Origin of the sequence: Proteus vulgaris (genome assembly GCF_023100685.1) — a bacterium.
In the GTDB taxonomy this organism is placed as follows: Bacteria; Pseudomonadota; Gammaproteobacteria; order Enterobacterales; family Enterobacteriaceae; genus Proteus.
Genome location: NZ_CP090064.1, coordinates 1,980,268 through 2,007,111 on the forward strand (window position 1 = coordinate 1,980,268; position 26,844 = coordinate 2,007,111).

21 protein-coding genes and 2 pseudogenes are annotated in these 26,844 nt (G+C 37.6%); 10 read left to right on the forward strand and 13 right to left on the reverse strand.

All coding sequences use genetic code 11. From position 1 onward, the window contains the following. Positions 1-70 precede the first annotated feature (70 nt). Positions 71-1,531 (reverse strand): cardiolipin synthase, encoded by a 1,461-nt coding sequence (gene cls, locus LW139_RS09770; protein WP_109408739.1) that lies wholly within the window; start codon positions 1,529-1,531, stop codon positions 71-73. Between the two features lie 305 nt (positions 1,532-1,836). Between cls and LW139_RS09775 the strand changes: the two genes are divergently transcribed. Further along, on the forward strand, positions 1,837-2,019 hold the full coding sequence (locus LW139_RS09775; protein ID WP_109408740.1) for a YciY family protein: 183 nt from the start codon (positions 1,837-1,839) through the stop codon (positions 2,017-2,019). Between the two features lie 113 nt (positions 2,020-2,132). After that, positions 2,133-2,852 (forward strand): TonB system transport protein TonB, encoded by a 720-nt coding sequence (tonB, locus tag LW139_RS09780; protein ID WP_109408741.1) that lies wholly within the window; start codon positions 2,133-2,135, stop codon positions 2,850-2,852. A gap of 143 nt (positions 2,853-2,995) precedes the next feature. Here the strand turns inward: tonB and yciA are convergent, their stop codons facing one another. Together yciA and LW139_RS09790 are read right to left on the reverse strand one after the other, a co-directional pair. Beyond that, a complete protein-coding gene (yciA, locus tag LW139_RS09785) occupies positions 2,996-3,427 on the reverse strand; it encodes an acyl-CoA thioester hydrolase YciA (protein WP_006536988.1) in 432 nt (143 codons plus the stop codon). Between the two features lie 255 nt (positions 3,428-3,682). Continuing rightward, positions 3,683-4,231 (reverse strand): annotated as a pseudogene (locus LW139_RS09790) (septation protein A); the annotation flags it as partial. A gap of 308 nt (positions 4,232-4,539) precedes the next feature. On the opposite strand from LW139_RS09790, the gene LW139_RS09795 reads away from it, so the two are divergent. Continuing rightward, a complete protein-coding gene (locus tag LW139_RS09795) occupies positions 4,540-6,345 on the forward strand; it encodes a SulP family inorganic anion transporter (RefSeq protein WP_167395482.1) in 1,806 nt (601 codons plus the stop codon). Between the two features lie 120 nt (positions 6,346-6,465). Here the strand turns inward: LW139_RS09795 and LW139_RS09800 are convergent, their stop codons facing one another. Then, positions 6,466-7,239: a YciC family protein gene (locus LW139_RS09800; RefSeq protein ID WP_109408744.1), complete on the reverse strand. Its 774-nt coding sequence runs from the start codon at positions 7,237-7,239 to the stop codon at positions 6,466-6,468. A 433-nt stretch (positions 7,240-7,672) separates the two neighbouring features. Between LW139_RS09800 and ompW the strand changes: the two genes are divergently transcribed. Further along, positions 7,673-8,308 carry an outer membrane protein OmpW gene (ompW, locus tag LW139_RS09805; RefSeq protein WP_166541317.1) on the forward strand — a complete coding sequence of 212 codons (636 nt, stop codon included), beginning with the start codon at positions 7,673-7,675 and terminating at the stop codon, positions 8,306-8,308. Positions 8,309-8,977: 669 nt separating this feature from the next. On the opposite strand, the gene LW139_RS09810 is transcribed toward ompW, so the two are convergent. From LW139_RS09810 to LW139_RS09835, 6 genes and pseudogenes are all read right to left on the reverse strand, one after another. After that, positions 8,978-9,292: a BON domain-containing protein gene (locus LW139_RS09810; protein WP_036937135.1), complete on the reverse strand. Its 315-nt coding sequence runs from the start codon at positions 9,290-9,292 to the stop codon at positions 8,978-8,980. A gap of 276 nt (positions 9,293-9,568) precedes the next feature. Continuing rightward, positions 9,569-10,375, reverse strand: coding sequence for a tryptophan synthase subunit alpha (trpA, locus tag LW139_RS09815; protein WP_247851137.1), 807 nt, complete (start codon positions 10,373-10,375; stop codon positions 9,569-9,571). Further along, on the reverse strand, positions 10,375-11,565 hold the full coding sequence (trpB, locus tag LW139_RS09820) for a tryptophan synthase subunit beta (RefSeq protein WP_036937130.1): 1,191 nt from the start codon (positions 11,563-11,565) through the stop codon (positions 10,375-10,377). The genes trpA and trpB overlap by 1 nt, the downstream gene beginning before the upstream one ends. Positions 11,566-11,604: 39 nt before the next feature. Continuing rightward, positions 11,605-12,960, reverse strand: coding sequence for a bifunctional indole-3-glycerol-phosphate synthase TrpC/phosphoribosylanthranilate isomerase TrpF (trpCF, locus tag LW139_RS09825; RefSeq protein ID WP_247851138.1), 1,356 nt, complete (start codon positions 12,958-12,960; stop codon positions 11,605-11,607). A 4-nt stretch (positions 12,961-12,964) separates the two neighbouring features. Then, a pseudogene (gene trpD / locus LW139_RS09830) lies at positions 12,965-14,558 on the reverse strand (bifunctional anthranilate synthase glutamate amidotransferase component TrpG/anthranilate phosphoribosyltransferase TrpD). Then, positions 14,558-16,135 (reverse strand): anthranilate synthase component 1, encoded by a 1,578-nt coding sequence (locus tag LW139_RS09835; RefSeq protein ID WP_166541314.1) that lies wholly within the window; start codon positions 16,133-16,135, stop codon positions 14,558-14,560. The pseudogene trpD and the gene LW139_RS09835 overlap by 1 nt, the downstream one beginning before the upstream one ends. A 308-nt stretch (positions 16,136-16,443) precedes the next feature. Between LW139_RS09835 and rnm the strand changes: the two genes are divergently transcribed. From rnm to LW139_RS09855, 4 genes are all read left to right on the forward strand, one after another. Continuing rightward, on the forward strand, positions 16,444-17,304 hold the full coding sequence (gene rnm / locus LW139_RS09840) for an RNase RNM (protein ID WP_166541313.1): 861 nt from the start codon (positions 16,444-16,446) through the stop codon (positions 17,302-17,304). Between the two features lie 24 nt (positions 17,305-17,328). After that, positions 17,329-17,949 (forward strand): L-threonylcarbamoyladenylate synthase, encoded by a 621-nt coding sequence (locus tag LW139_RS09845; protein WP_072067997.1) that lies wholly within the window; start codon positions 17,329-17,331, stop codon positions 17,947-17,949. A 402-nt stretch (positions 17,950-18,351) separates the two neighbouring features. After that, positions 18,352-19,275 carry a 23S rRNA pseudouridine(2605) synthase RluB gene (rluB, locus tag LW139_RS09850; protein WP_166541312.1) on the forward strand — a complete coding sequence of 308 codons (924 nt, stop codon included), beginning with the start codon at positions 18,352-18,354 and terminating at the stop codon, positions 19,273-19,275. A 200-nt stretch (positions 19,276-19,475) separates the two neighbouring features. Continuing rightward, positions 19,476-20,423: a hypothetical protein gene (locus LW139_RS09855; protein ID WP_227336820.1), complete on the forward strand. Its 948-nt coding sequence runs from the start codon at positions 19,476-19,478 to the stop codon at positions 20,421-20,423. A gap of 45 nt (positions 20,424-20,468) precedes the next feature. Here the strand turns inward: LW139_RS09855 and cobO are convergent, their stop codons facing one another. Then, positions 20,469-21,059: a cob(I)yrinic acid a,c-diamide adenosyltransferase gene (gene cobO / locus LW139_RS09860; protein ID WP_109408753.1), complete on the reverse strand. Its 591-nt coding sequence runs from the start codon at positions 21,057-21,059 to the stop codon at positions 20,469-20,471. 19 nt (positions 21,060-21,078) lie between these two features. After that, positions 21,079-21,840: a YciK family oxidoreductase gene (locus LW139_RS09865; protein WP_176694681.1), complete on the reverse strand. Its 762-nt coding sequence runs from the start codon at positions 21,838-21,840 to the stop codon at positions 21,079-21,081. A 213-nt stretch (positions 21,841-22,053) separates the two neighbouring features. On the opposite strand from LW139_RS09865, the gene sohB reads away from it, so the two are divergent. Beyond that, complete coding sequence (gene sohB / locus LW139_RS09870; protein ID WP_166541310.1) at positions 22,054-23,100, forward strand: protease SohB; 1,047 nt, start codon at positions 22,054-22,056, stop codon at positions 23,098-23,100. A gap of 480 nt (positions 23,101-23,580) precedes the next feature. Here sohB and LW139_RS09875 read toward each other — a convergent pair whose 3' ends face one another. Beyond that, complete coding sequence (locus tag LW139_RS09875) at positions 23,581-23,829, reverse strand: YciN family protein (protein WP_072068001.1); 249 nt, start codon at positions 23,827-23,829, stop codon at positions 23,581-23,583. 307 nt (positions 23,830-24,136) lie between these two features. Between LW139_RS09875 and topA the strand changes: the two genes are divergently transcribed. Then, positions 24,137-26,734 carry a type I DNA topoisomerase gene (topA, locus tag LW139_RS09880; RefSeq protein WP_247851139.1) on the forward strand — a complete coding sequence of 866 codons (2,598 nt, stop codon included), beginning with the start codon at positions 24,137-24,139 and terminating at the stop codon, positions 26,732-26,734. Positions 26,735-26,844 lie beyond the last annotated feature (110 nt).

Here is a 26,844-nt window from a genome sequence, read left to right on the forward strand (position 1 = left end):
TTCCAATAATTATCGCGTTGTTTGTATGATATTTTTGCTCATTTAGCAAAATATATTGTTACCATTCTGATTATAACAGAGGGCTAAAGAAATAGCAGATACGCTCTAATACACGATTTAAAAATGGTCGTTTTTCCCATTCATCCATGGTTAATTCTGTAGAGCGGGCAATATAATCATACTGAACAATGCTTAAATCACTTCCAAAACCTTCATCATCAATAACAACGGTAATTTCAAAATTTAACCACAAACTACGCATATCAAGATTTACTGAACCTACCATACTGAGTTGCCCATCAACCATGACGCTTTTGGTATGTAATAAGCCATCTTCAAACTGAAAGACTTTCACACCTGCTTCAAGCATTTCTGTAAAAAATGCACGACTTGCCCAACGCACAAGAAAAGAGTCATTACTACGAGGCACTATAATACTTACCTCAACACCACGCATTGCTGCGGTTGAGATGGCATGTGCAAGATCGTCACTAGGTACAAAATAAGGTGTTGTGAGTACTAATTCTTTTCTTGCAGAATAAATAGCTGTGATTAAGGATTGTTGAATAAGCTCATCAGGAAATCCTGGGCCTGATGCGATAACCTGTGTTGTGTGACCACTTTCTTGTTCACAAGGCATGATATTATCATCAGGCGGTGGTGGTAAGTGACGTTCTCCGGTTTCCATTTCCCAATCAAAGGCATAAATCATCCCTAAAGTGGTTGAAACAGGGCCTTCCATTCTTACCATAATATCAATCCATTGACCGACGCCTGAATCTTGTTTGAAATAACGAGGATCAACCATATTCATACTTCCTGTGTAGGAAATATAGTTATCAATTAAGACGATTTTTCGATGCTGGCGCAAATCCATACGGCGCAAGAAAAAACGGAATAAATTAACATGCAATGATTCGACAAACTCAATACCTGCCGCCCTCATCACATCAGGGCCTTTAGTTCGAAAGAAATTCCAACTACCAGCTGAGTCAACCATGATCCTACATTTTACGCCACGTTTAGCCGCTCTAATTAATGCCTCGGTGACTTCATCAACTAAACCACCTGATTGCCAAATATAAAAGACCATTTCAATGTTGTCGCGTGCATTGTTAATATCACGTGTAATCGAATTGAGAGAATCTTCACAGGTTGTTAAAAGTTCAATTTTGTTACCTTTAACCCCTTTAATGCCCTGGCGTTTAGCCGTTAATTGGAAAAGAGGCGTTGCAACATCACTCGTACTTGTCGCAAAGATATGCTTGCATTTTCTTAAGTCTTCAAGCCATGCAACAACAGAAGGCCACATTTGTTTAGCATGCTCAACGCGTCGTTTACCAAGATGTAATTCACCAAAGGCAAAATAAGCGATAACCCCAACTAGTGGCAGGATATAAATGATTAATAACCATGTCATGGTTGATGTGACAGGTCGTCGGTGCATTAGGACACGAAATGTGACCCCCGCAATTAATAGCCAATAGAAGAAAAAGGTTAGCCAACTTAATACAGTATAAAATGTTGTCATAGTAGAGCTATTTTCCGTTGAAAATGAATTGCATGAATGAGCAAAAGGCAATTTACTAAAAATAGTTCATTATTTTTGTTATTTGCCGAATGTTGTTATTAAATCAGGATTATTATCTCTGTCAAATCTCTTTATTGAGAGATAAGCATTAAATAAGCGATAAGATACAACCCATTATTTATTTTTTCTTTGTGAGAAATGCTCAAAGAATGGATGAAATTCAAGCAAATTATAAATCGCCCCTTGGATCACAAAATGAACGTCTTATAATACACCACTTATTCGAAAAAATAGGTGCTGATAGCATGAGACACAGTAGGAATGAAGTTGCACGTTGGCGAATGATGAGACAGGTATTACGTAAACGTCGTCGATGGTTAGAAGGGCAATCTCGTCGTAATTTCCGAATTTATAAACTGCGTAAACTTGATACTTCTAAAAAACATAGAGCGCTTTTGTTTGTTCAACACATAGAATGGAACTCATAATTCCACTTTTTAACACTTTATATCAATCATTTTGCTAAACGTTATTGAATATGATTGCTATTTGCATTTAAACTAGGGGCATTATTTTTTCTTTAGGTGAAATAAGATCAGTTATGCGTTGGAAGCTTTGGGTATTCATATCACTCTGTCTGCATGCCTCACTTGTTGCGGCAGCGATGTTGTATGTTGTAGAAGATAAGCCAGTTACACCTGAGCCTATCTCTATACAAATGTTAGCATTTGCTGCAGATGAGCCTGCTGGCGAACCAGAACCTGTGGTTGAAGAAGTCACACCTCCAGAGCCTGAACCGGTTGTCGAGCCTGAACCCGAACCAGAGCCTGAGCCTATTCCAGATGTGAAGCCTGTTATCGAAAAACCAATAGAGAAAAAACCAGAACCAAAACCGAAACCTAAGCCAAAACCAGTGGACAAACCCAAACCGCCTGTTGAGCGACCACAACCTTTAGTTGTTAATAAAGGTAATGATCTCAAAAATCTTAACCCGACGGCAAAGCCAAGTGATAAAGGTGACGAAAAACCAGTTGCAGTGGCAAGTAGCGGTGAAGGCAAAGTACCTAATGCAGTACGTCAAGGTTTACCTGAATATCCACCACGAGCACGCGCTGTGGGGATGGAAGGTTCAATTAAAGTTCGTTTTGATGTTGATGCTGATGGAAGAGTTGATAATGTAGAAATTATTTCAGCTGATCCTAAAAATGTGTTTGAGCGCGAAGTAAAAAGAGCGATGCGCCAATGGCGTTATGAAAAAATTCCTTATAAAGGAAAAGTGGTTCTGATTGAGTTCAAAATGACAGGAATATCAGCAAGCTAATTTTTATAAAATTAGTGGTTAAACAAAGTGATATCATTATTTGATACCAGATAAATAAAAGGCACTTTAATAAGTGCCTTTTTAGTATTTAATTTTTAATGTTTTCACGCTATTCGCCGTAATCGAATTGTCGTAATAGCTTTTTATTCCATTGTGCTTGTTAGCGTGAAGTGCGCTTTACCTTCAGGTAAGCGACGAGCTGAATTGTTCTCGTCAACAGCAACGTAGGTAAATACAGCCTCTGTTGCACGATAGCGTTGGCCGACAGGTTCTGTGGCGACTTTCTTAACCCAGACTTCAATATTAACAGTAATTGAAGAGTTGCCTGTTTTTAAGCAACGTGCGTAGCAACAGACGACATCGCCAACAGCAACAGGTTTAAGAAAGGTAATGCCCGTTACGCTTACAGTAACGACACGACCTAACGCAATTTCTTTTGCTAAAATTGCACCACCAATGTCCATTTGAGACATTAACCAGCCACCGAAAATATCACCATTGGCGTTAGTATCAGCAGGCATGGCAAGGGTACGTAAAACGAGCTCACCATTAGGCAAAGATTGTTGTTCAGTCATGGGGAATAATGTATCTATTAATGTTGAAACCAAGGAGATATTTACTCGTTATACTTCAAGCCGTAGCGTTACTCGTAGCAACTCATTTATTTGTCGCCTAGCTGTACTTGAGTTATTTAGAGTTCACATCTCCCAATAAAATAAAAATGATTATTCAGATTTTGAATGAGCATCATGTGATGTCGGTTTAGATGCTTGTTTTGTCATATCATCTGATAATAGGTTTTCACCATTTTGCGGGGCTTCTTCTTCAGTTTGTTCTTCTGGTAAACGATTATTCCAGATATAAACTACACTGGCGATAGTAAAGATAAAGGTCAAAATGGTTAAACCGAAGACTTTAAAATTAACCCAAGTCTCTTCTGGTAAAGAGAATGCCACGTAGATATTACCTAAGGCACAAGCAAAAAAGAAAATCACCCAAGCTATATTTACTTTTTTCCAATTAGCCGCAGGCATGGCAAGCTCTTTACCTAACATTCTTTCCATTAATGTTTTAGGTGTAAATAGTTGCATACCAATTAATACAACGGCAAAAATGGCATATATGGCCGTGACTTTCCATTTAATAAAATCAGCCGAATGGAAGAAGATAGTTAATGAGCCAAAAATAGTGACAACAATAGCCGTAATGAGTGGTGCTTTTTCAACTTTATGGAAAATAAGCCACGTCAAGCCGACTGAAATCCACGTAGCGACAATTAATGCACCTGAAGCGTAGAAAATATCTTGCCATTTATAGAAGATAAAAAACACTAATAGTGGAGCGAAATCAAGTAATTGCTTAAGCCAGCCATTTTTCATAACAAATAGGAACCTATGGTAATTAAATTCATAAACTAGGCTATTCTAATGCAAAGCGACAGGAAATGGGTAAACAATTGCATATCTTTAATTATGAAGTGCTGATTTATATAAAAAACACGGTTTTCCTCTGAAATAACTCAATGAAAAATCAACATAATTGCATTTAGGGGGAATTAAAATTAAAGCTTGAGTTATGAAAGGGGATTTTAATATCACTCTAGTATATGATTCAGTAACTCATCAACATTATCGCTACTTTTTGATGAATGCATAGATAAAAAAGTATTTCTGATAAGAGGAAATCAATGAACGGAAAAAGAATAATAAAATGGATGCCAGGATTAGGCTTATTGTTTAATTATAAGCGTGATTATTTTGGCTATGACTTAAAAGCAGGGCTTTCTGTTGCCGCCGTTGCATTGCCAGTCGCAATTGCTTATACCGAATTATTAGGGATTAACCCAATTGTTGGATTATATGCCTGTATTTTTCCGATGATTATTTATGCGTTATTTGGCACATCGCGGCAGTTAATTACAGGGCCTGATGCCGCAACTTGTGCTGTTATTGCTGCCGTTGTTATTCCATTATCTGCTGGTGACGAGAATGCTAGATGGCAACTTGCAATTATTATGACGGCAATGACGGGATTTTGGTGTATTTTAGCCAGCCATTTTCGGTTAGGGGCTTTTACTGATTTTCTATCTCGACCTATTTTACAAGGACTTTTAAATGGTGTCGCGATCACCATTATGGTTGGGCAAATCAGCAAAGTATTTGGTTTTGATACTTCCCCCGATCACCTAATTGAAAAATTAATTGAAGTTCCATTTCGATTAATGGATGCGCATTTACCCACAGTGTTAATGTCTGCAATAACATTAGCACTCTTATTAGGCATTCGTTATTTTCGTAGTCGATGGCCAGCCCCTTTAATTGCGATGGTCGTGATGACGTATTTAAGTTGGCAATTTGATTTAGCAAGCTTTGGTATTGCTATCGTAGATAAAGATGCAGGAAATGTTGATCTGTTTTTACCTGTTGTATCTATGACGGGATTCCATCCTGGTGTCTTGAGAGAATTGTTAGTTCCATCTATAAACTTGGCAGTTATTAGCTTCGTGAGTTTTATGATGACGGCCCGCAGTTTTGCCAGTAAGAACGGTTATGATGTCGATGCAGATCAAGAGTTAAAAGCGTTAGGTATTGCCAATATTGCGGCAGCGCTTTCTCAAGGATTTGCGGTTAGTGCGGCAAGTAGTCGTACTGCAGTCAATGACTCTGTTGGTGGGAAAACGCAGTTAGTTTCTATTATCGCAGCACTGGTTATTCTGCTAGTACTATTATTTATGACTGATTTTCTCGCCTATATTCCATTATCTTCATTAGGCATAGTCTTGATTGTTTCTTCATGGTCTTTACTAAGTATTCGTCATATTTGGTCTTATCGTAAACGTAATAAACAAGCATTTACCTTGGCATCATTCACCTTATTAGCTGTGTTATTGGCAGGGCTAATTAATGGTATCGGTTTTGCCGTTTTATTAGGTTTGTTACAATTTTTACGTATTGTTTTTCGTCCAAGCGATCAATTATTGGGTGTTGATGAACAGGGTATGGTTCACTCAATGAATAAAGATAATGGCATTGAGCCTATTGATGGCTTAATGATGTATCGGTTTAATTCACCACTGACTTATTTTAATGTGGGTTATTTTAAAAAACGGGTACTCCAACTTGTTGATAATGCACCTCAACGACCAGCATGGTTAGCGGTAGATGCAGCTGTAAGCTTTACCTATGACGATGTCAGTGTGTTTGCTGCTATTGATGAACTAATACGAGAATTGCGAATAAAAGGCGTTAAATTAGTTTTAGCTGGGCGCAGAACAGAATTAAATCGTTGGATTGAACGTAATAAGATTTCACTCAATGAAGATGATTTGATTATTGCTCCCGATCTTTATTTTGTGATCCGACTTTATCAAAGCCGACAACAAATTAAAGAGAAGCAAAAAGAAGCAAGAAAAGAGGCATTAAAGCAAGAAGCTGAGAATAGCGAAGACTCGATATTAGAAGTGCCAATAGAGAGCCATGCATCAACACATTAAGCATTTTGGTTAAGTTTTACCAGTGGTGATGAATACAAAGTAAAATCCCGTGATAAGTTGTTAGCTTATACACGGGATTTTTTATCGGTAAATTTTGTAGATAGCTATGCTTTGAACAAATTAGCGAGTTTGTTGTGTTGTGTATTTGTTTTCAACCAACATAAACAAACGAAATAGGTAAATAATCATCCACGCTGAAGCCATATTTTTCAAAAGATAGAATAAGAAATTATGGACAAGATCAGGTAGTTGAATTGTAAGATTACTTACAAAACCAATACCAAACTGCAATAAGATCCAAATGCCTAATGCAGGAATAAGTGATCCTGATTCACTAAATCCAATTTTCCAACCTAAACGTATTGCACTTCCCATATTTTGTTGGCGCACTAAAACAACGGGGGCTAATGCAAAACCAATGAGCAAAATGATGCCAGGAATAATCATCACCATAAAACCAGCGCTAATTAAAATAGAGCACAGGACAATCAGTAAAAACATTTTTGGTAAGCGAGGTAAGCAGGCGTTAAATGTTTGCCCTAAGGTGACATTATGACCTGCAGAGATTGCCATAGCGAACATCAATAAGGTGAGAACCAAGATGCTTTGCTGTAATGTTTCGAATGCATACAGTGATAATACTTTTTTGGCAACACCCACGACACTGTTTGACATTGCTTCTAACTCGGCAGGAGAAGCAGAAGAAAGTTGTGTATTTTTAAAATTAGCCACAAATTCAATCATCAATTGGTATTCTTGAGGATTAGGGCCAATTAAGACATGAACTATTGCTAAAACAACAGCAAGGATAGCGGAAAGGGTAACAATACTACGTCGTTCATTCTTATAAAAATTAAGACTGTCTCGATAGATTGTGCGTGCCGTGGTAGGCATGAAACTGCTCCTATAAAAATAGACTGTGTCAATGCGCGCTATTGTACCTTTTACAACAGCAAAAAGGGATATTTTCTATCAAACCGCTTATTAAGCTTATTTCTTGATCTTGATAGTCACTGCACACTCATTATTTAAATTAAACCAAACATTATTTTAACATAAAAATAACCTTATTTTTAAATGTGTCTTTTTAGGATATTTTTTATTCAAAAAATATTACTAATAATAAATTTAATTATAAGAAAAAATTGTATTAATGGGTAATTTGATGTGGATCAATTATAAATAATCATATTGATAAATAATAAAAAGAGAAATAACACTTTCTGCAAAAATAATTCCAAAGTTGTGATCGGTATTAGATCATAATTATCAATAAATGGTTATATTTTTAGCGGAGATTTTACTTATTACAGGAATGGGTTAAATAATGAAAAAACTTTCTGCGCTTATTTTAGCGGCTGCAACTCTTGCGCCTTCTATTTCTTTCGCTCACCAAGCGGGTGATTTCTTATTCCGTGCAGGTACTGCAACTGTTCGTCCTAATGCAGGCTCTGATAATGTATTAGATATTGGTCATTTTGAAGCTAATAATAATACCCAATTAGGTTTAACTTTCGGGTATATGATCACTGATAATATTGGTGTTGAATTATTAGCAGCGACTCCTTTTGAGCACAAAGTATCATTAACAAACTTTGGTGAAATTGCGACAGTTAAACATTTACCACCAACATTAATGGCACAATATTACTTTGGTAATGGTGAAGATAAATTACGTCCTTATTTAGGTGCAGGTCTTAACTTTACTACTTTCTTTGATGAAAAATTCAATTCAGCGGGTAAAGATGCTGGTTTATCTGACTTAGACCTCAAGGATTCATGGGGCTTTGCAGCACAAGCTGGTTTAGATTATAACCTCGATAAAAACTGGATGTTGAATGCGTCTGTTTGGTGGATGAATATCGAAACGGATGTTAAATTTAAAGCGGGTGATGATAGACAATCAATCAGTACACGTTTAGACCCATTTGTATTTATGTTTGGTGTGGGCTACCGTTTCTAATTATTCTTTCTTTAAAAGAATATCTCATAATGAAAAGCGAAGATTATCTTCGCTTTTTTATGTTTTAAATTCACAGACAACACTCATTTTTAGATTATCAAAAGATATCATTTTATTGTTAATACTTAAAATAAGAGTCATTTTTAAATAATGTTAAATAAATAAAGGTGTATTTAAAATGGAACATTTTATATTTAAATATCTTCTAAGTTGTATTTAATATACATCTTAATGCTTGGATATAAATAAATTAAAAATTATTTATTTCTATTTATTAATAATAAATAGCATTGTAATTGATAAAATTGGGTATTTTATAGATGCATTTAAAATACATCTTTATATTTAATTTTAGTAAAAGTGCGTTATCTATCAATGGATAGATAAAATCTATAGAGAAATAAAAAGGATTAGCAAGGTCTCACACTGATAATAACAAAGCGGTTGGTTTTTGAATGAAAAATGATTAGCAATTCTTTTGTTTTGCTCTTTTTGTGAGCTATTTTTAAAGCTCGACAAAAGCAGGCTATTTTTGATTAATTTTAGTTTTTTGCAAAATTTGATCTGAATTATGATAATCGCTACAAATAAACATAAACTTATAAACGAAAAAAGACCACCGAAGTGGTCTAAACGTAAAGCTAAAGAAAGACTAGAATAAAAAAGGGATCAGCGAACAACCATAGAGTTGATAACGCCTTTTACGCCTGTAACTTTGCGTGTTGTTTCAATGGCACGATTAGCATCCGCTTGAGAAGAAACGAAACCACTTAATTGAACTTTACCTTTAAAAGTTTCAACGCTAATTTGTGTTGAATTAAGATTTTTTTCACCGATTAGTGCTGTTTTAACTTTGGTGGTGATCACGGAGTCATCAAAATAACCCCCAGTACCTTCTGACGTTGCAGTTGGAGAACATGCAGACAACGTAAATGCCATCAGTAATGCCGCCATGACAGCAGAGATTTTTGCCCATAGTTTCATTATCAAACTCCTTATACATTGCGTAATTGATTGAGTATTTCTGAAAAGAAAATATAAAGCACTTTATAAAGTATGTGCAAAAAATAAAATATTGCCAAATTTTTATAGGTATTAATTGTGTTACTTTAACTGGAGAAAGAAGAGGGATTGCGCCATTTCATGCAGACTAAGCCCAAAAACGGGCTTTCAAAAGCGAGAGTCAATAAATGATGAATTAAGAGTAATCCGCTTAGAAAAATAGCAAACTATTCTCCTAAAGCGGATTGATTACGATAGTTATGCGAGTGTAGCCGCTTTCATTTCTTTGACAAATTGAGTAAGCGCTTTAAGCATCACTTCAGGTTGATGAAGATTTTTCTCAATAATTTGTACAACGGCTGATCCTGAAATAGCACCCGCGGCACCATTTGCAATAGCCTCTTTGACTTGTTTTGGCTCTGAAATACCAAATCCTTGTAATGCAGGTGGTGCATTATAAGTTTTTAATTTGTCAGTAAGGTGTGTTAGCGATTGTTCAGCACGTTTATCTGTTCCTGTTACGCCAGCTCTTGAGAGTAAATAGGTATAGCCTTTACCTGAGATGGCTAATTCTTGTAAAAGCTCATCATCAGCGTTAGGCGGGCAAATAAAGATAGGATCGATATTCACTCGCTGGGCTGCTTCTCGGAACTCTTTTGATTCACGTAAGGGCACATCACCAATTAAGACAGAATCGACACCAGCTTGTTGGCATTTACCATAAAAATTATCAATCCCATTACTAAAAACAAGGTTGGCATAAACTAATAGACCAATAGGAATATTAGGATGTTTTTTACGTACATTGGTTAATAGCGCAAAGCACTCAGTGGGGGTTACGCCAACATTGAGGGCTCGTAAATTAGCGCCTTGAATAGTAGGACCATCTGCAAGAGGATCGGAAAAAGGAATACCAATCTCTAAAGCATCTGCACCACCTTCAATTAACGCATCAATAATTTGTAGTGATAGCTCAGGAGAAGGATCACCTAATGTTACAAAGGGAACAAATGCACCTTGTTGTTTTTGTGCTAATGCATCAAAGCAGTTTTGATAACGGCTCATTAGATTTCTCCTCTTGCTGCTAAAATATCGTTTACAGTAAAAATGTCTTTATCGCCACGGCCTGATAAGTTCACAATCAGTAATTGCTCTTTATCAGGATTTTGAGCAATTAATTTAAGTGCGTAAGCTAGAGCATGAGAGGATTCTAATGCTGGGATAATACCTTCTCGGCGTGAGAGTGCTTTAAATGCTTCTATGGCTTCATCATCTGTAACAGAAACATAATCAGCACGACCAATGCTATTTAGATGTGCGTGCTGAGGCCCGACAGATGGGAAGTCAAGACCTGCTGAAATTGAATAAGATTCTTCAATTTGTCCTTCATCTGTCTGCATAATAGGGGATTTCATCCCAAAATAGATCCCTAATTTACCATGTTTTAGTGGTGCGCCATGTTCACCCGTTTCAATGCCTTTACCTGCAGGTTCAACACCAATTAGCTGTACTGACGTTTCAGGAATAAATGAAGCAAATAACCCGATAGCATTTGAACCACCACCAATACAGGCAATAGCTGCATCGGGTAGACGGCCTTCACGCTCTAGGATCTGTGCTTTAGCTTCATCACCAATCATACGTTGGAATTCGCGTACAATTGTTGGGTAAGGATGGGGGCCTGCTGCGGTTCCTAGTAAATAGTGAGCGCGATCGTAACAACCAGACCAGTCGCGTAATGCTTCATTACAGGCATCTTTTAGGGTAGATGAGCCACTATGAACAGGAATAACTTCAGCACCCATTAAGCGCATACGAAAGACGTTAGGTGATTGACGTTCAACGTCTTTTGCACCCATATAGATACGACATTTCATATTAAGTAGTGCGCAGGCCAAAGCAGTTGCAACACCATGTTGACCTGCACCCGTTTCCGCAATTATTTCGGTTTTCCCCATACGTTTTGCCAGTAATGCTTGACCTAATACTTGGTTAGTTTTATGAGCGCCACCATGCAGTAAATCTTCACGTTTTAGATATAAACGAGTTCGCGTGCCTTCTGTTAAATTACGGCAAAGGGTTAATGCTGTTGGTCTACCTGCATAATTTTTTAATAAATCTTGGAATTCTTGCTGAAATGACGGATCGTTTTGTGCATCAATAAAAGCTTGTTCGAGTTGATCCAATGCAGGAATTAAGATTTCAGGTACATATTGGCCACCAAATTCGCCAAAGTAGGGGTTAAGTTTTCTCATTGTGATGTCATCCTGTTTAAAATTTTATCTTTATGAAATTTAGTTTCGCTGTAATTGTGCAAATACTTGGTTCAGACGTTGCGTATCTTTTATGCCAGGAGCCGATTCTACTCCGGAGTTAAAATCAAGCCCGATACAGCCTGTTTTAACTGCATCTAAACAGTTTTCACTGTTAAGACCACCTGCAAGTAATGCTTTTTCACGTATTGTGTTTGGAATTTTTTGCCAATTAAACGTTGTTCCTGTACCGCCTGTGCCGTTATCAAGTACATATTTATTAACGTGTAAAACAGGAGGAATATCACTGTGGATTGCCATGTTTATTGCTTGCCAAATCTCACAGCTAGGCTGAATTTTTTGTCTAAGTTGCTCAATAAACTGAGCATCTTCTTGCCCATGTAATTGAATGGCAGATAAATTAAGTTTTTCAGCATAGTCACAAATAAGTGCAATGGGCTGGTTTTGAAAAACACCTACAAATGCTAAGGGAGCTTGTGTTATCAGCTCTTGGGCTTGTGACAATGTCACTTTTCGCGGGGATTCCTCTGCGAAAATCAATCCCGCATAATAAGCACCGGCTTGATAAACCGCTTTTACATCTTGTGTACGAGTTAACCCGCACACTTTATGCTTTCCCAAAACGAGTGCTCTTACTGCTTGGTCAATATTTTCTTGTGACATTAAGGCACTACCTACCAAAAAACCATTAGCATATTGGCTTAACTCTTGGACCTGTTGATGGGTATGAATACCTGACTCGCTGATCACGATGGTATCTTCAGGTAAACCTTGGCTTAATTGCGGAGTACGTGCTAAATCAATAGAGAGATCACGCAAGTCGCGATTATTAATACCAATAACTTTGGCATTAAGCTTAATTGCTCGTTGACGCTCTTCTTCTGTGCTGACTTCGGTCAATACACCCATATTTAATTGATGAGCAACCGTTGATAGCGCGCGATATTGTTCATCGTCTAAGACAGAGAGCATTAATAAAATCGCATCTGCTTGATAAAAACGTGCTAAATAGATTTGGTAATCATCAATAATAAAATCTTTGCACAAAACGGGCTGATGTACGGCTTGACTGACTTGACGTAAATAATCAAAGTTTCCTTGAAAATACTTTTCATCAGTTAATACCGAAATTGCCGCAGCATAAGGCTGATAAATTTTTGCAATTGTAGCGGGATCAAAATCAGCACGAATTAATCCTTTTGAGGGCGATGCTTTTTTACACTCTAAAATAAAAACAGTATTAGGTTGAGTTAATGCCTGATAAAACGAGCGTGTTGATGGCACTATTTGATGCACAAATTCTGATAATGGTTGGCTTGCTTTACGTGCAATCAGATATTCTGCTTTATCTTTTACAATGGCGTTTAATACAGTCATGTTTTTATCCTCTTGCTGCTAATGCGGTGACACGATTTATTGCTTTACCGCTATAAATGGTGTGCATAGCAACTTCAGTATTCATTTTTAAATCTTCTTGCCCATGTAAACGCATTAATAAAGCGACATTAGCTGCGACAGATTCGGTATGTGCTCTTTTTCCTTCACCTTGCAGTAAACTTGCCAATAATTGGCGGTTAACTTCAGGTGTACCACCTTCTAAATCGGCCATTGAACAAGGACGAAGACCAAAATCACTTGGTGTGAGTTCATAACGTGTAATTTCACCATTACGTAATTCAGCGACTTGAGTCGGTGCATGTAACGACACTTCATCCATACCACCACTGTGTACCACAGCAGCGCGTTCATAACCCAATACTTTTAGCGTGTCTGCAATAGGCATTAATAACTCAGGGCTATAAACACCAATTAATGCCAATGGTGGGCGAGCTGGATTAATCAAGGGACCTAATACGTTAAATAAGGTGCGTGTTTTTAGTTGTTGGCGCACTGGGGCTGCAAAACGAAAACCACTGTGATACTGCGGTGCGAATAAAAAGCAAAGTCCCACTTCATCTAATAATTGACGTGCATCATCCGCACTTCTGTCTAATGGAATACCAAAAGCAGCGAGTAAGTCTGATGAGCCTGAGCGACTAGATACGCTACGATTACCGTGTTTCGCCACTTTGATACCGACTTCTGCCGCTACGAATGCGCTAGCTGTTGAGATATTGATGCTGTTCGCGCCGTCGCCACCAGTGCCAACAATATCGCAAAAGGTGTAATCAGGACGAGGAAATGGCAGTGCATTTTCAAGTAATGCTCGTACAGCACCAGCAATTTCTTGTGGATGTTCACCACGCATTTTCATGCTAATTAATACAGCAGCTAATTGTGATTCTGTTAATTCACCACGGATAATCGCGCTAAACAGGGTTTGGCTTTCTTCTAATGTTAACTGCTGTGCGCTAAATAATTTGTTGAAGATAGTTTCCATTTTATTTGTCTCCTTTAGGAGTTAATGCCCATGCGATTGTTTGTTCTAAGAGTTGTGCACCTTTGGTGGTTAAAATTGATTCTGGGTGAAACTGAAAACCACAAGTTTTATGTTGACGGTGGCGCACCGCCATAACAGTGTTATCGCACCAAGCATTAATAATAAGTTGTTCTGGAACGTGTTCTCCTGAAAGCGAATGATAACGAGCAACGGGTAAAGGATTAGGTAAATTCACAAACATTTCGCTGTTATCATGTTCAGCCAATGTCGCTTTACCGTGTAAGATCTCTCCACATGAAGAAACTTTGCCACCGTAAGCTTCAATGATGGCTTGATGACCTAAACAGATACCAACAACAGGTAATGTACCTAGTACACGTTTCAACAATTCAGGCATACAGCCTGCTTGTGAAGGTGCACCTGGCCCTGGGGATAACAGTAAAATCGGGTTATCGAGTTCGCATAGTTTTTGTTCAATAAAATCAGCAGTGACGCTATTGCGATAAATGACAACGTTATTGCCAAGGCTACGTAATTGATCGACAAGGTTATAAGTAAAAGAGTCGATGTTATCGAGAAGTAAGATCGTTGCCATTAGCAAGCCTCCTGTATTTGTATTTCTGTATGAGCTTGTAAAATGGCATTGATTACAGCTTGTGATTTATTGCGGGTTTCTTCCGCTTCCATTTTGGGATCTGAGTCGAGCACAATTCCGGCTCCGACTTGAATTGTGGCAATATTATTTTCAACATAAGCGGAGCGAATAACTATGCAAGTATCAAAATCACCGGTACCAGTAAAATAACCAATGGCTCCACCATAGCTACCACGTTTTGTTTTTTCATAACGAGCAATTAATTGCATAGCACTGACTTTAGGGGCACCTGATAGTGTTCCCATATTCATACATGCTTGGTAAGCATGGAAAATATCTAAGTCATCACGTAATTTTCCAACCACTCTAGATACTAAATGCATTACAAAAGCATAACGATCAACTTTTGTTAGCTCTGCAACATAGCGGCTGCCTGCTTGGCAAATACGTGCTAAATCATTACGCGCCAAATCAACTAACATTAAATGCTCTGAAAGTTCTTTGGTGTCAGTACGCATTTCTAGCTCAATGCGGCTGTCTAAATCTGCATTAATTGAACCATCAGCATTGCGTCCTCTAGGACGAGTTCCTGCAATTGGGTAGATTTCAATTTGGCGATCACTGGTTTGATATTTCAGTGCACTTTCTGGTGATGCACCAAAAACAGTGAATAGAGCATCTTGCATATAAAACAGATACGGGCTTGGGTTTTTCTGTTTCAACACTTGATATGCGGCAAGTGGTGAAGGGCAAGCTATTTGAAAACGACGTGATGGTACGACTTGGAAAATATCACCACGACGAATATAAGTTTTCATTGCCTCAACGATATCACCATAGCCTTTATCGTCCATATTGGTGTGTATTGTTGAACCTTCCGCTGTTAAAGCGTGGCGAATAGGGTGTTTTAATGGTTGTTTAGCCAGTGAAATTAATTCAGTTTGTCGTAAAGCGAGACGTTGGCATTCTGTTTTATCATCAGTAAATGCAATGGAAACCAACTGACTATCTTTATTTTGATGGTCGATCACGATTAATTGTTCGGCTAAATAAAAGCAATAATCAGGGCAAGAAAAATCACTTTCTAATTCAGGAATAGATTCAAACCCGCAGACTAAGTCATACGCAAATAAGCCACCAATAAAGATAAAGTTTGCATCTTTAGTGTCTTTATTAACAAGAAAGAAACGCAACGCATCAAATACGCTAGCCGATTTTAATTTGCTTTCTTCATCGGTCTCTTGTGAAGGTGTAGCAAAAGTAAAAACACACTGTTTGTCGCTCTCTGACGTTAAATTAGCTTTTTCTTTTAGTGCGATTTTTAATGCGGGCAATAACGCTTGTCCATTAACACTTAGTGCATCAATAGTGACTTGATTTTTTACTGCACTGATGCGTAATGCACTATCAACAATTAATAAGCTTTTTAGGTTTGCTTTAGTGTCGATTTGTGCGGATTCTAGCAATAATGTGTAATGTTGATTTTCACATAATGTATTGAAAAGCAAAGCTGGTTCGCTGTGATAAGGCAGTGGCGTTGCCTTGGTATTAAATGAGAATGCAAGTGATGTATTCATTGTTATCGCTCTATATTATTTTCTTTATTTACTGTTTTTAAAGCATAAAAAAACCCGCGTAGGCGGGTTTTAGATATCACTGACGTTAAGCAGGAGATCAAACCGCCCATAAAAGAGTGTTGCGCCACCAAAGAGCGATAAGATGTTGATTGATATTCATAAGATCTCCTTACAGCTAACGACAAATAAACAGAAAGTGAACTAGCTCGTGTTGCGTACTAGTTAACTGGATTGCGTTAGGTTCGTCAAGTACTTTATGGCATACTCTTTAAAAATTATTATCTTGCTAAGGTGAAAAGGGAGACGTGATGACTGAAGGGCTATCTGATTTAAGAGTGATTTATGATTTACACAGCCACACTACCGCGTCAGATGGCGAGCTTTCACCAGAAGAACTGGTTGATAGAGCGATAGAGCGTCAAATTAATGTTTTAGCGATTACGGATCACGATACAACAGCGGCAATTACACCTGCTAAGCATTATATTGCAGAAAAAAATCTGCCTCTTACTCTGATATCAGGTGTCGAAATATCGACTTTGTGGGAGAATATAGAAATCCATATTGTTGGATTAAATATGGATATCGACCATAACGCAATGAAATCGCTCCTTTCATCACAAAGCCAATGTCGTGAAACACGTGCGATAATGATAGGTGAGCGATTAGAAAAAGCAGGTATTGCCAATGCTTTTGAAGGCGCTAAAGCGCTAGCGCATGGTGGGCAAATAACAAGAGGGCACTTTGCCCGATTTTTAGTGAATGACGGACATGTTGCCTCAGTTAATAAAGTATTTAAACGTTATTTAGCGAAAGGAAAAACAGGCTATGTACCCCCGCAATGGTGCTCAATAGGTGACGCGGTCACAGCAATTCATGCTGCTGGTGGTGTTGCAGTGTTAGCACATCCGGGTCGATATGGTCTATCTTCTAAATGGTTAAAACGATTAACACTTTATTTTAAACAACAAGGTGGTGATGCAATCGAAGTGGCACAATGCCAACAACCACCACAAGAACGAGAACAACACGCGGCATTAGCTCAATCTTATGAGTTAAAAGCTTCGTTAGGTTCTGATTTTCATCGTCCTTGCTCGTGGATAGAGTTGGGGCGTAATTTATGGTTACCCGGTGGCGTTGAACCAGTTTGGTCGCTATGGCAGGAGTAACATCAGAAATTCGTTGAGGGATGTATGAGCCAACTTTTTTATATTCACCCTGATAATCCGCAGGCTCGTTTAATTGAACAAAGTGCTGATATTTTACGCAAAGGCGGAGTGGTGATTTATCCAACAGATTCTGGCTATGCTATTGGCTGTTGTTTAGAAAACAAAGATGCAATGACGCGGATTTGTCGTATTCGTCAATTAGATAAAAACCATAATTTCACACTGATGTGTCGTGATCTGTCAGAAATCGCTAATTACGCTTATGTTGATAACGTGGTATTTCGTTTAATAAAAAATAATACCCCAGGTAATTACACCTTTATCTTAAAAGCGACTAAAGATGTACCAAAGCGTTTGATGAATGATAAACGTAAAACGATTGGCTTACGTGTTCCTTCTAACCCTATTGCATTAGCATTGTTAGAAAATATTGGTGAGCCATTGATGTCAACTAGCCTGATTTTACCGGGTAATGATTTTGCCGAGTCTGATCCTGAAGAAATCAACGATTTATTAAGCAAACAAGTTGATTTAGTGATCCATGGTGGCTATTTAGGTCAAAAACCTACAACAGTAATTGATTTAACAGAAGATAGCCCAGTGATAATCCGAGAAGGTACCGGAGATATTACTCCATTTCAGTAAATGATTTGGTCGATTAAACTAAATATCGATTCGATAGATGCATAGTGAAGAAATTTATCGTGAGATAAAGAGATAAAAGGTGAAGGGATTTATCGCTTGTGTTAAATTTATACATTGCGATAAAAATCACGGTGCTTGTTTTTAACATCGGTTATGTCAATGAGCGTTTTCGTTGATGCGTTAATATGCATACAAAAGAAGCAGTTAAAACCGTCATGCTATTTTATCGAAACTATTTATCACAATGTTGATGTGAAAATCATCAACATTGTTCACTATTGAATCAATAAACCTGTGTTTATTAGTGAATTTAATAAACATGGGTTATTTTTTACTTAATTGATTTTTAAAAATTAATTCTATTTTTATGACGCCTGTGAAGGCGACACATGAGGTTGTTTCATGAGCGATAAATCGCAACGTACTGAAAAATTACAAAAAATCCTTGCTCGTTCTGGCCACGGCTCTCGTCGTGAGATTGAAGGTTACCTTCAAGAAGGACGTATCAGCATTGATGGTACAAAAGCAAAATTAGGTGATCGTATTGATGTCACCACAACAGCAAAAATCCGCTTAGATGGTCGTATTTTAAATATTCGCGAAGCCCAAAAAGATGTTTGTCGAGTGTTAGCGTACTACAAACCTGAAGGTGAACTGTGTACTCGTAGTGATCCACAAGGCCGTCCTACCGTTTTCCAACGTCTTCCACGTCTTAACAGTGCTCGCTGGATCGCTGTTGGTCGTCTTGATGTGAATACCAGTGGATTATTGCTATTTACAACAGATGGTGAATTAGCTAACCGTTTAATGCACCCAAGCCGAGAAGTGGAACGTGAATATGCGGTTCGTGTTTTCGGTGAAATTGATGATGCTAAAATTCGTCAATTAACTCGTGGTGTGCAATTAGAAGATGGCCCAGCGTCATTCCGCTCTGTTTCTTATCGTGGTGGTGAAGGGATTAACCAATGGTACAACGTTTCACTGACAGAAGGCCGTAACCGTGAAGTTCGCCGTATGTGGGAAGCGGTTGGTGTTCAAGTAAGCCGTCTTATTCGTGTTCGCTATGGTGATATTGATTTACCTAAAGGTCTACCACGCGGTGGCTGGGTAGAGCTTGGGTTAGAGCAGATTAACTACTTGCGTCAACTGGTTGAGTTAAATGATGAAACAGTAACAAAAGTAGCGGTAGAAAAAGACCAACGTCGAATTAAAGCAAATCAAATTCGTCGTGCGGTTAAGCGTCATACTAAAATATCAGCTCGCACCTCTACATCACCTGCAAAAAGAGCGTCAAGTCGTCGTCAGTCAACTGGAAATAATAAGTAGTTTTTGAATAATTATTTATTATTTTAAATTAAAATATCATATTTCATTAAGAGGCAGCCAATAAACATTGGGTGCCTCTTTTTTGATAGCTTTCTTTTTTCTATAAATAAAACTATGATGCATAGATTAATAAGATAAGAAGTCATTTTTATTAAAATAATATTTTGTTTGTATATTTTACAATAAGGTATACGCGATATATGCATCGTTTTTTTTATTTAACAACAATGTTATGTGCGACTACTCTTACTACGGGTTGTGAGCCAGAAGCTAACTCAAATTCACAATCTGGCGTGTTTTATATCAGTAACAATAAAACCGTACCGTTAGTCTTTCAAATTGATGAAAATTCTTTTTGGCTTAATACAGGTGAAGTAAAAGAAATAAAATTAGAGAATGGAAAACATGTATTAGTTAATGCTGATGGAGAAAAGAAAATTTTTATGATTTATCCTGGCAATCATGGGGGGATAATTAATCCATCTAGGGATATCTACTATAGTTTTACCTCTGCTTTTTCACCTAAAGGAAATGACGAACACTTATACTTAACAATTCGTTCCATTTGGATTGATGGACAGCTTGTGAGTGGGGCTATTAATAGCTCTGATGCCACATTCATTGATAATAATATCTTCCAGTGTGAAATTCCTTTAAATAAACCTATTACAACGTATTTATCTGATTGGGATAATAAGAGAATGGGAAATGTATTAACTAAGTGTTTTTCCCAATCCGAATTTCAAGATTTTTTATCAAAAAAACCATATGACATTCATGTTTATTCTGATCTATCTTTATTAGAAGCGCATAAGGAACAAAATAAATATAACTGGATAAATAATGAGAACACGCGAACAGATGATTTTATACCGACAATAAGTAATATTACGTTTAATAATAGTGAGATGCTTAAAGAAGCTAAAAATATTTATAAAATAACCAATTCCTATTTAGCTTCTCGTGATCCAAGTGAAAAGATAAATTACTATAATCAATATCATTTTCATGTAATGGCAATGGCTATGGTTTATAGTCAGCAGATACAAAATGATATATTTGATGATAAAGAAGCTTATTTCAAACTGATAAATGAAACAGGGCGTATATTTGGTGCAGGTATATTAAGTGAACCTGCTTTAATATAAATAATTATTCACTTTTTATGTGATTAAAAAGACAATAGGTAATTATTACCAATCTATACCTTTTTGTGCTTTTATCCCACTATCAAAAGCATGTTTGATAGGACGCATTTCTGTCACTGTATCAGCTAACTCAATTAATTTTCTATGGCAGCCTCTTCCTGTAATAATAACGTTTTGGTGTGCAGGGCGAGAGCTAATTGCTGAAATAACCTCATCTAATGGTAAATAGTTAAAGCTAATCATATAAGTTATTTCATCAAGGATAACTAAATCATACTCTGGGTTATTAAGCAGTTTGAGTGCATATTGCCATGTATTTAAGCAAGCCGTTGTATCGGCACTTTTATCTTGAGTTTCCCAAGTAAAGCCTGTCTCCATGACATAAAAAGGCACACCAAATTGCTCTAATAAATTACGTTCACCGTTTTCCCAAGTTCCTTTAATAAACTGCACAACACCGACCTTTTTTTGATGACCAACAGCACGTGTTGCTGTACCCATCGCTGCTGTCGTTTTACCTTTACCATTACCTGTAAAGATCATCAAAATACCTTGTTCTCGTTGAGCTTGCTCAATTCGGGTATCTACTTTCTCTTTTAAGCGTTGTTGGCGTTTTTGGTGTTGTGCATCATTCATTTTTGACCTCGAATTTACGTTATTCAGCAGGGCCTGCTTTACGGCCTGGTTGGGCATCTAAAGATTGTCCTTTCACATCAATGCTGTCATCACTCATCAGGTAGAGATATAACGGCATCAAGTCTTTAGGTGTTTTTAGCTTTTGTGCATTTTCATCAGGAAATGCACTGGCTCTCATTGCGGTACGAGTGCCACCAGGATTAATGCAGTTAATTCGTAAGGTGCTGTCGTTATATTCTTCATTGAGTACCTGCATAAAGCCTTCTGTTGCGAATTTGGAAACAGAATAAGCACCCCAACCGTAACGACCTTGGCGACCCACGCTGGATGTGGTGAGAATAAGACTTGCATGAGGGGCTTTTAGCATTAAAGGTAGCAGTGCTTTGGTCAGCATGAATGTCGCATTGACGTTAACTTGCATAACATCATGCCAAAGGTTACTTGGTTGATTAATGATAGGTTCAACAACACCTAGCAGACCTGCATTTTGTAGCACACCATCAAGGTGAGGAAAGCGTTTAACAAGTGTATCAGCAAATTGCTGAAAATCGTTTTCCGTTGCTGTAAGTAAATCAAGGGGATACAACATGGGTTGTTGTCCACCTGATGTAATGATTTCTTCTTGAACATCTTCAAGTTTTGATAAAGTACGGCCTAATAAGATAAGTGTTGCGCCATATTGCGCATAAGTTAGTGCGGCTTCTTTTCCTATGCCATCACCAGCACCAGTTACTAGAATAATTTTATCTTTTAGCACGCTATGATCCGGTTGATATTGCAACATATTGATATCCTGTCTAGTAAAAAGTAAATAAAGTGTAACGTCTTATTTGTCTAGCGACCAGTTTAGTCTGGTTTTTTGTTTACAATTTATAGCTGATTTTTTTATGGTGTTACCCATAATTATGCCTTTGTGACTAGCGCTAAAGCAGAATTTCGTTAAACTAGGCATATTGGTTTTAGTCAGTGTTATTAACCTTAAAAAGAGGTCTTTGTGGAGTATATTTTACAATATGGACTGTTTTTAGCAGAGATTGCCACAGTTGTCGTGGCTATTATCGCTATTGTGTTGTTTTTTATTGTTATTGGAAATAAGAAGCAAAATCGAAAAGGCACGTTAAAAGTGACAGATCTTGCTGAAGCTTATGAAGAAAAACAGCGAGTAATGCAACAAGCGAGAATGGACGATGCTGAATTAAAGGTCTGGTACAAAGCGTTTAAAAAACAGCAGAAAAAAGAAAATAAACAAAGTAAAAACAATGCGAAAGAAGGTAAGAAAGGCGTTGTAAAACCTTGTTTATATGTTCTTGATTTCAATGGTAGCATGGATGCTCATGAAGTGGGTGCATTACGTGAAGAGATCAGTGCCATTCTTTCTGTTGCCCAAACTGGTGATGAAGTTTTACTCCGTTTAGAAAGCCCTGGTGGCATGGTTCACGGATATGGACTAGCAGCCGCGCAATTAACACGTTTAAAAGAAAAAGATATTAAACTTACTGCAGTTGTCGATAAAGTTGCGGCAAGTGGTGGGTATATGATGGCCTGTGTGGCTGATAAAATCGTCGCAGCACCTTTTGCGATTATTGGCTCAATTGGTGTCGTTGCTCAAATCCCTAATATTCACCGATTGCTTAAGAAAAACGACATTGATGTTGAGTTACATACTGCTGGTGAATATAAACGTACATTAACTTTATTGGGTGAAAACACAGAAGAAGGTCGTGAGAAATTTAAACAAGATTTAAATGAAACACACCTGCTATTTAAAGCTTTTGTACATAAATATCGCCCTCAACTTGATATTGATAGTGTCGCTACTGGAGAATATTGGTATGGCACAGAAGCATTGAATAAAGGCTTAATTGATGAAGTTGGTGTGAGTGATGATTGGTTAATTAATCACATTAACGACTATGAAGTCTTTTCTGTTCGATATGTTCTTAAAAAGAAAATGGTTGAACGTGTTACAAGTGGTGCAATGGAAAGCGTTGATAAATTGATGATGCGCTGGGTTCAAAGAAGTAAGAAACCATTGCTATAACCCAACCGAGTACACAAAGTTAAGTTTTATTAGCGATACCGAGAATTTAAAACCTAAAGCTTGGTATCGCTGCCATTTTCCCTTCTTGTTCATCAATACTTCTTGAATTCTTCACACAGATATTTTGATGCTTTATTGGCAAATCGTATTGCTATAAGGCAAAAAAAAGCCAGTGAAGTATTCACTGGCAATCAAAGAAATAATTGATATTGCTTAACAACAACAGGGTAAATATTTCCTCTTTCTAGGAAGTATCAATATAACGGTAAAAACAAAATAAAAATAATTGATATTACTGATTGTATTAATAGGTGAGTGTAATCCTAAATATAAGAGAATAATAAACAGTCTCCACTTTTTGCATTTTTATTCTTTAAAGGTGATTTTTTATGCCAGCTATTTTTATTGGAAAAACAATAACTGGCAAGTAACGTCTCTTTCTCGATAGTGAGATTAAGTGTGAAATAATCCTAATGGCGATTATTCTAAATGATACTTATCTGATAGCACATGTGCTAAATGCTTAAACATATTAAAAGCTGCAGTGCTTTTTGCCGTAGGTAAACCTTGCTCATCTAAAAAAAATTCACCTTTAAATACGAGGACATTACCTTTTTGTTCAACAGAATCTGCATGCATACCTTGTAAATAATCTTCATGTTCGCATATGATTTTATTCGCTTTTTCAAGTAGCATCTCTGTTGTAATAGGTGTAGTTTGTGTTGACATAATCTGTGCTCCTTAGAAAAATAATTTGTTGCGCCTCACTTTTTATCAGGTAGAGTGTGGCATTTTTAAAAGCTTAGCTACGCTATATGTAGCAAATATAATTTGCCCGTTGCCCGATCAAAGCTGTGAGGTGATTAAAATACCTCAAAAAAAGTAATGAGTTTTGAGCTCAAACAAAAGCTTTGAATAAAAACAGGTTGATATATTGCAAAACTAACGCAATATAAAAAAGAGATTTTAAACATTTTTTTAGTTGAGGGTATTAAACAATACCGTCATAACAAAGTTTAATTAGGTAAAGGTAATTATGGGTAAAGCTCTTGTAATCGTGGAGTCCCCGGCAAAAGCCAAAACGATCAATAAATATCTTGGCAATGACTACGTAGTTAAATCTAGCGTGGGTCACATTCGTGATTTGCCCAAGAGTGGTTCTGGCAGCCAGAAGAGCGAAAACTCATCCGCCACGAAAGGCGTGAAAAAAGTTAAAAAGGATGAGAAATCAGCCTTAGTCAGCCGTATGGGAATCGATCCTTATAATGGGTGGAATGCGAACTATCAAATTCTACCCGGCAAAGAAAAGGTTGTGGCTGAACTAAAAGCATTGGCTGATAAAGCTGATCATGTCTATCTCGCAACGGACCTTGACCGCGAAGGAGAAGCTATCGCGTGGCATTTACGCGAAGTTATCGGCGGTGATGATGAAAGATTTAGTCGAGTGGTTTTTAACGAAATCACGAAAAATGCCATTACACAAGCTTTCCAAACTCCAGGTGAGTTAAATATAGACCGCGTTAACGCGCAACAAGCACGTCGTTTTATGGATCGTGTTGTGGGCTATATGGTTTCACCTTTACTTTGGAAAAAAGTCGCTCGTGGATTATCTGCGGGTCGAGTGCAATCTGTAGCTGTTCGTCTATTGGTTGAACGTGAACGTGAAATTAAAGCCTTTGTTCCTGAAGAATATTGGCAGTTACACGCATCATTATTAACACCTGATGAACAACCATTGCGTATGGAAGTCACGCATTATAATGATAAAGCCTTCAATCCTGTTTCATCTGATGAAACGCAGGTTGCGGTTAATGCATTAAAAAATGCAACCTTCACAGTAAAAGATCGTGAAGATAGACCAACATCAAGCAAGCCAAGCGCACCACTTATCACATCAACTTTACAACAAGCGGCCAGTACGCGTTTAAGTTTTGGTGTGAAAAAGACAATGATGCTAGCTCAACGCCTTTATGAAGCTGGTTATATTACCTATATGCGTACTGACTCGACTAACTTAAGTCAGGATGCAATTCAAATGGCGCGTGATTATATTAGCGAGCAATTTGGTGCTAAGTATTTGCCGAAAGAACCAAATGTTTATTCGAGCAAAGAAAATTCGCAAGAAGCGCACGAAGCTATTCGTCCTTCGGATATCAATGTTATCTCAGAATCTTTAAAAGATATGGATAACGATGCCAAACGATTATATCAACTAATTTGGAATCAATTTGTGGCGTGTCAAATGACACCAGCAAAATATGATTCAACGACATTAACTGTCGAATCAGGTGATTATAAATTACGTGCTAAAGGCCGTACTTTACGTTTTGCGGGTTGGACGAAAGTGATGCCTGCAATGCGTAATAAAGATGAAGATAAAACGTTGCCGGCTGTTGATGTAGGGGTGAAACTGGCTTTAGCTGAATTAGAACCGACTCAACACTTTACTAAGCCACCAGCACGTTTTAGCGAAGCGACTTTAGTTAAAGAATTAGAAAAACGCGGTATTGGCCGTCCTTCAACTTATGCGTCTATTATTTCCACTATTCAAGATCGTGGTTATGTAAAAGTTGAAAACCGCCGTTTTTATGCAGAAAAAATGGGTGAAATTGTCACAGATCGCTTAGAAGAGAATTTTAGCGATTTAATGAATTACGATTTCACTGCGCAAATGGAAGATCACCTCGACCATGTTGCAAACAACGAAGAAAATTGGAAAGCGGTATTAGATGCATTCTTTACTGATTTTAGTCAGCAATTAGAAGTTGCTGAAAAAGATCCAGAAGAAGGAGGAATGCGACCAAATCCAATGGTAATCACTTCTATTGAGTGCCCAACTTGTTCTCGTCATATGGGAATTAGAACGGCGACAACAGGGGTATTCTTGGGATGTTCAGGTTACGCATTACCGCCCAAAGAACGTTGTAAACAGACTATTAACCTTATTCCTGAAGATGAATTATTGAATATTCTGGAAGGGGAAGATGCAGAAACTAACGCATTACGAGCTCGTCGCCGTTGCCCGAAATGTGGTACTGCAATGGACAGTTACCTGATTGACACGCATCGTAAATTACATGTTTGTGGTAATAACCCTGCATGTGATGGTTATGAAGTTGAAGAGGGTGAATTCCGCTTAAAAGGTTACGAAGGGCCTGTTATTGAGTGTGATAAATGTGGCTCTGAAATGCACCTGAAAATGGGGCGTTTTGGTAAATACATGGGTTGCACTAATGATGAATGTAAAAATACCCGTAAAATCTTAAAAAGTGGTGAAATTGCGCCACCGAAGGAAGATCCTGTACCGCTTCCTGAGTTACCATGTGAAAAATCTGATGCGTATTTTGTCTTACGTGATGGTGCCGCGGGTGTATTCTTAGCCGCAAATACCTTCCCTAAATCAAGAGAAACGCGCGCACCAAAAGTAGAAGAATTGGTTCGCTTTAAAGACAGATTAGCAGAGAAAATGCGCTATTTAGCTGAAGCGCCTGTGGCTGATCCAGAAGGAAATCCAACTATTGTGCGGTTTAGTCGTAAAACTAAACAACAATATGTTTCTTCTGAAAAAGATGGCAAAGCAACGGGTTGGTCTGCGTTTTATGTCGATGGTAAATGGGTTGAAAAAACCAAATAATATTGGCATTGCGTGATAAATAAAAAAGCGACTAATGAGAGTTAGTCGCTTTTTTTGCATGAAGAAGATATGCTAATTAATGTACATTGAAACAGTGTAAGTGGTTAATT

Coding starts and splice junctions, on each gene's coding strand:
- cls (WP_109408739.1), bottom strand. CDS start 1,531: ATGACAACATTTTATACTGTATTAAGTTGGCTAACCTTTTTCTTCTAT.
- LW139_RS09775 (WP_109408740.1), top strand. CDS start 1,837: ATGAGACACAGTAGGAATGAAGTTGCACGTTGGCGAATGATGAGACAG.
- tonB (WP_109408741.1), top strand. CDS start 2,133: ATGCGTTGGAAGCTTTGGGTATTCATATCACTCTGTCTGCATGCCTCA.
- yciA (WP_006536988.1), bottom strand. CDS start 3,427: ATGACTGAACAACAATCTTTGCCTAATGGTGAGCTCGTTTTACGTACC.
- LW139_RS09795 (WP_167395482.1), top strand. CDS start 4,540: ATGAACGGAAAAAGAATAATAAAATGGATGCCAGGATTAGGCTTATTG.
- LW139_RS09800 (WP_109408744.1), bottom strand. CDS start 7,239: ATGCCTACCACGGCACGCACAATCTATCGAGACAGTCTTAATTTTTAT.
- ompW (WP_166541317.1), top strand. CDS start 7,673: ATGAAAAAACTTTCTGCGCTTATTTTAGCGGCTGCAACTCTTGCGCCT.
- LW139_RS09810 (WP_036937135.1), bottom strand. CDS start 9,292: ATGAAACTATGGGCAAAAATCTCTGCTGTCATGGCGGCATTACTGATG.
- trpA (WP_247851137.1), bottom strand. CDS start 10,375: ATGAGCCGTTATCAAAACTGCTTTGATGCATTAGCACAAAAACAACAA.
- trpB (WP_036937130.1), bottom strand. CDS start 11,565: ATGAGAAAACTTAACCCCTACTTTGGCGAATTTGGTGGCCAATATGTA.
- trpCF (WP_247851138.1), bottom strand. CDS start 12,960: ATGACTGTATTAAACGCCATTGTAAAAGATAAAGCAGAATATCTGATT.
- LW139_RS09835 (WP_166541314.1), bottom strand. CDS start 16,135: ATGAATACATCACTTGCATTCTCATTTAATACCAAGGCAACGCCACTG.
- rnm (WP_166541313.1), top strand. CDS start 16,444: ATGACTGAAGGGCTATCTGATTTAAGAGTGATTTATGATTTACACAGC.
- LW139_RS09845 (WP_072067997.1), top strand. CDS start 17,329: ATGAGCCAACTTTTTTATATTCACCCTGATAATCCGCAGGCTCGTTTA.
- rluB (WP_166541312.1), top strand. CDS start 18,352: ATGAGCGATAAATCGCAACGTACTGAAAAATTACAAAAAATCCTTGCT.
- LW139_RS09855 (WP_227336820.1), top strand. CDS start 19,476: ATGCATCGTTTTTTTTATTTAACAACAATGTTATGTGCGACTACTCTT.
- cobO (WP_109408753.1), bottom strand. CDS start 21,059: ATGAATGATGCACAACACCAAAAACGCCAACAACGCTTAAAAGAGAAA.
- LW139_RS09875 (WP_072068001.1), bottom strand. CDS start 23,829: ATGTCAACACAAACTACACCTATTACAACAGAGATGCTACTTGAAAAA.
- topA (WP_247851139.1), top strand. CDS start 24,137: ATGGGTAAAGCTCTTGTAATCGTGGAGTCCCCGGCAAAAGCCAAAACG.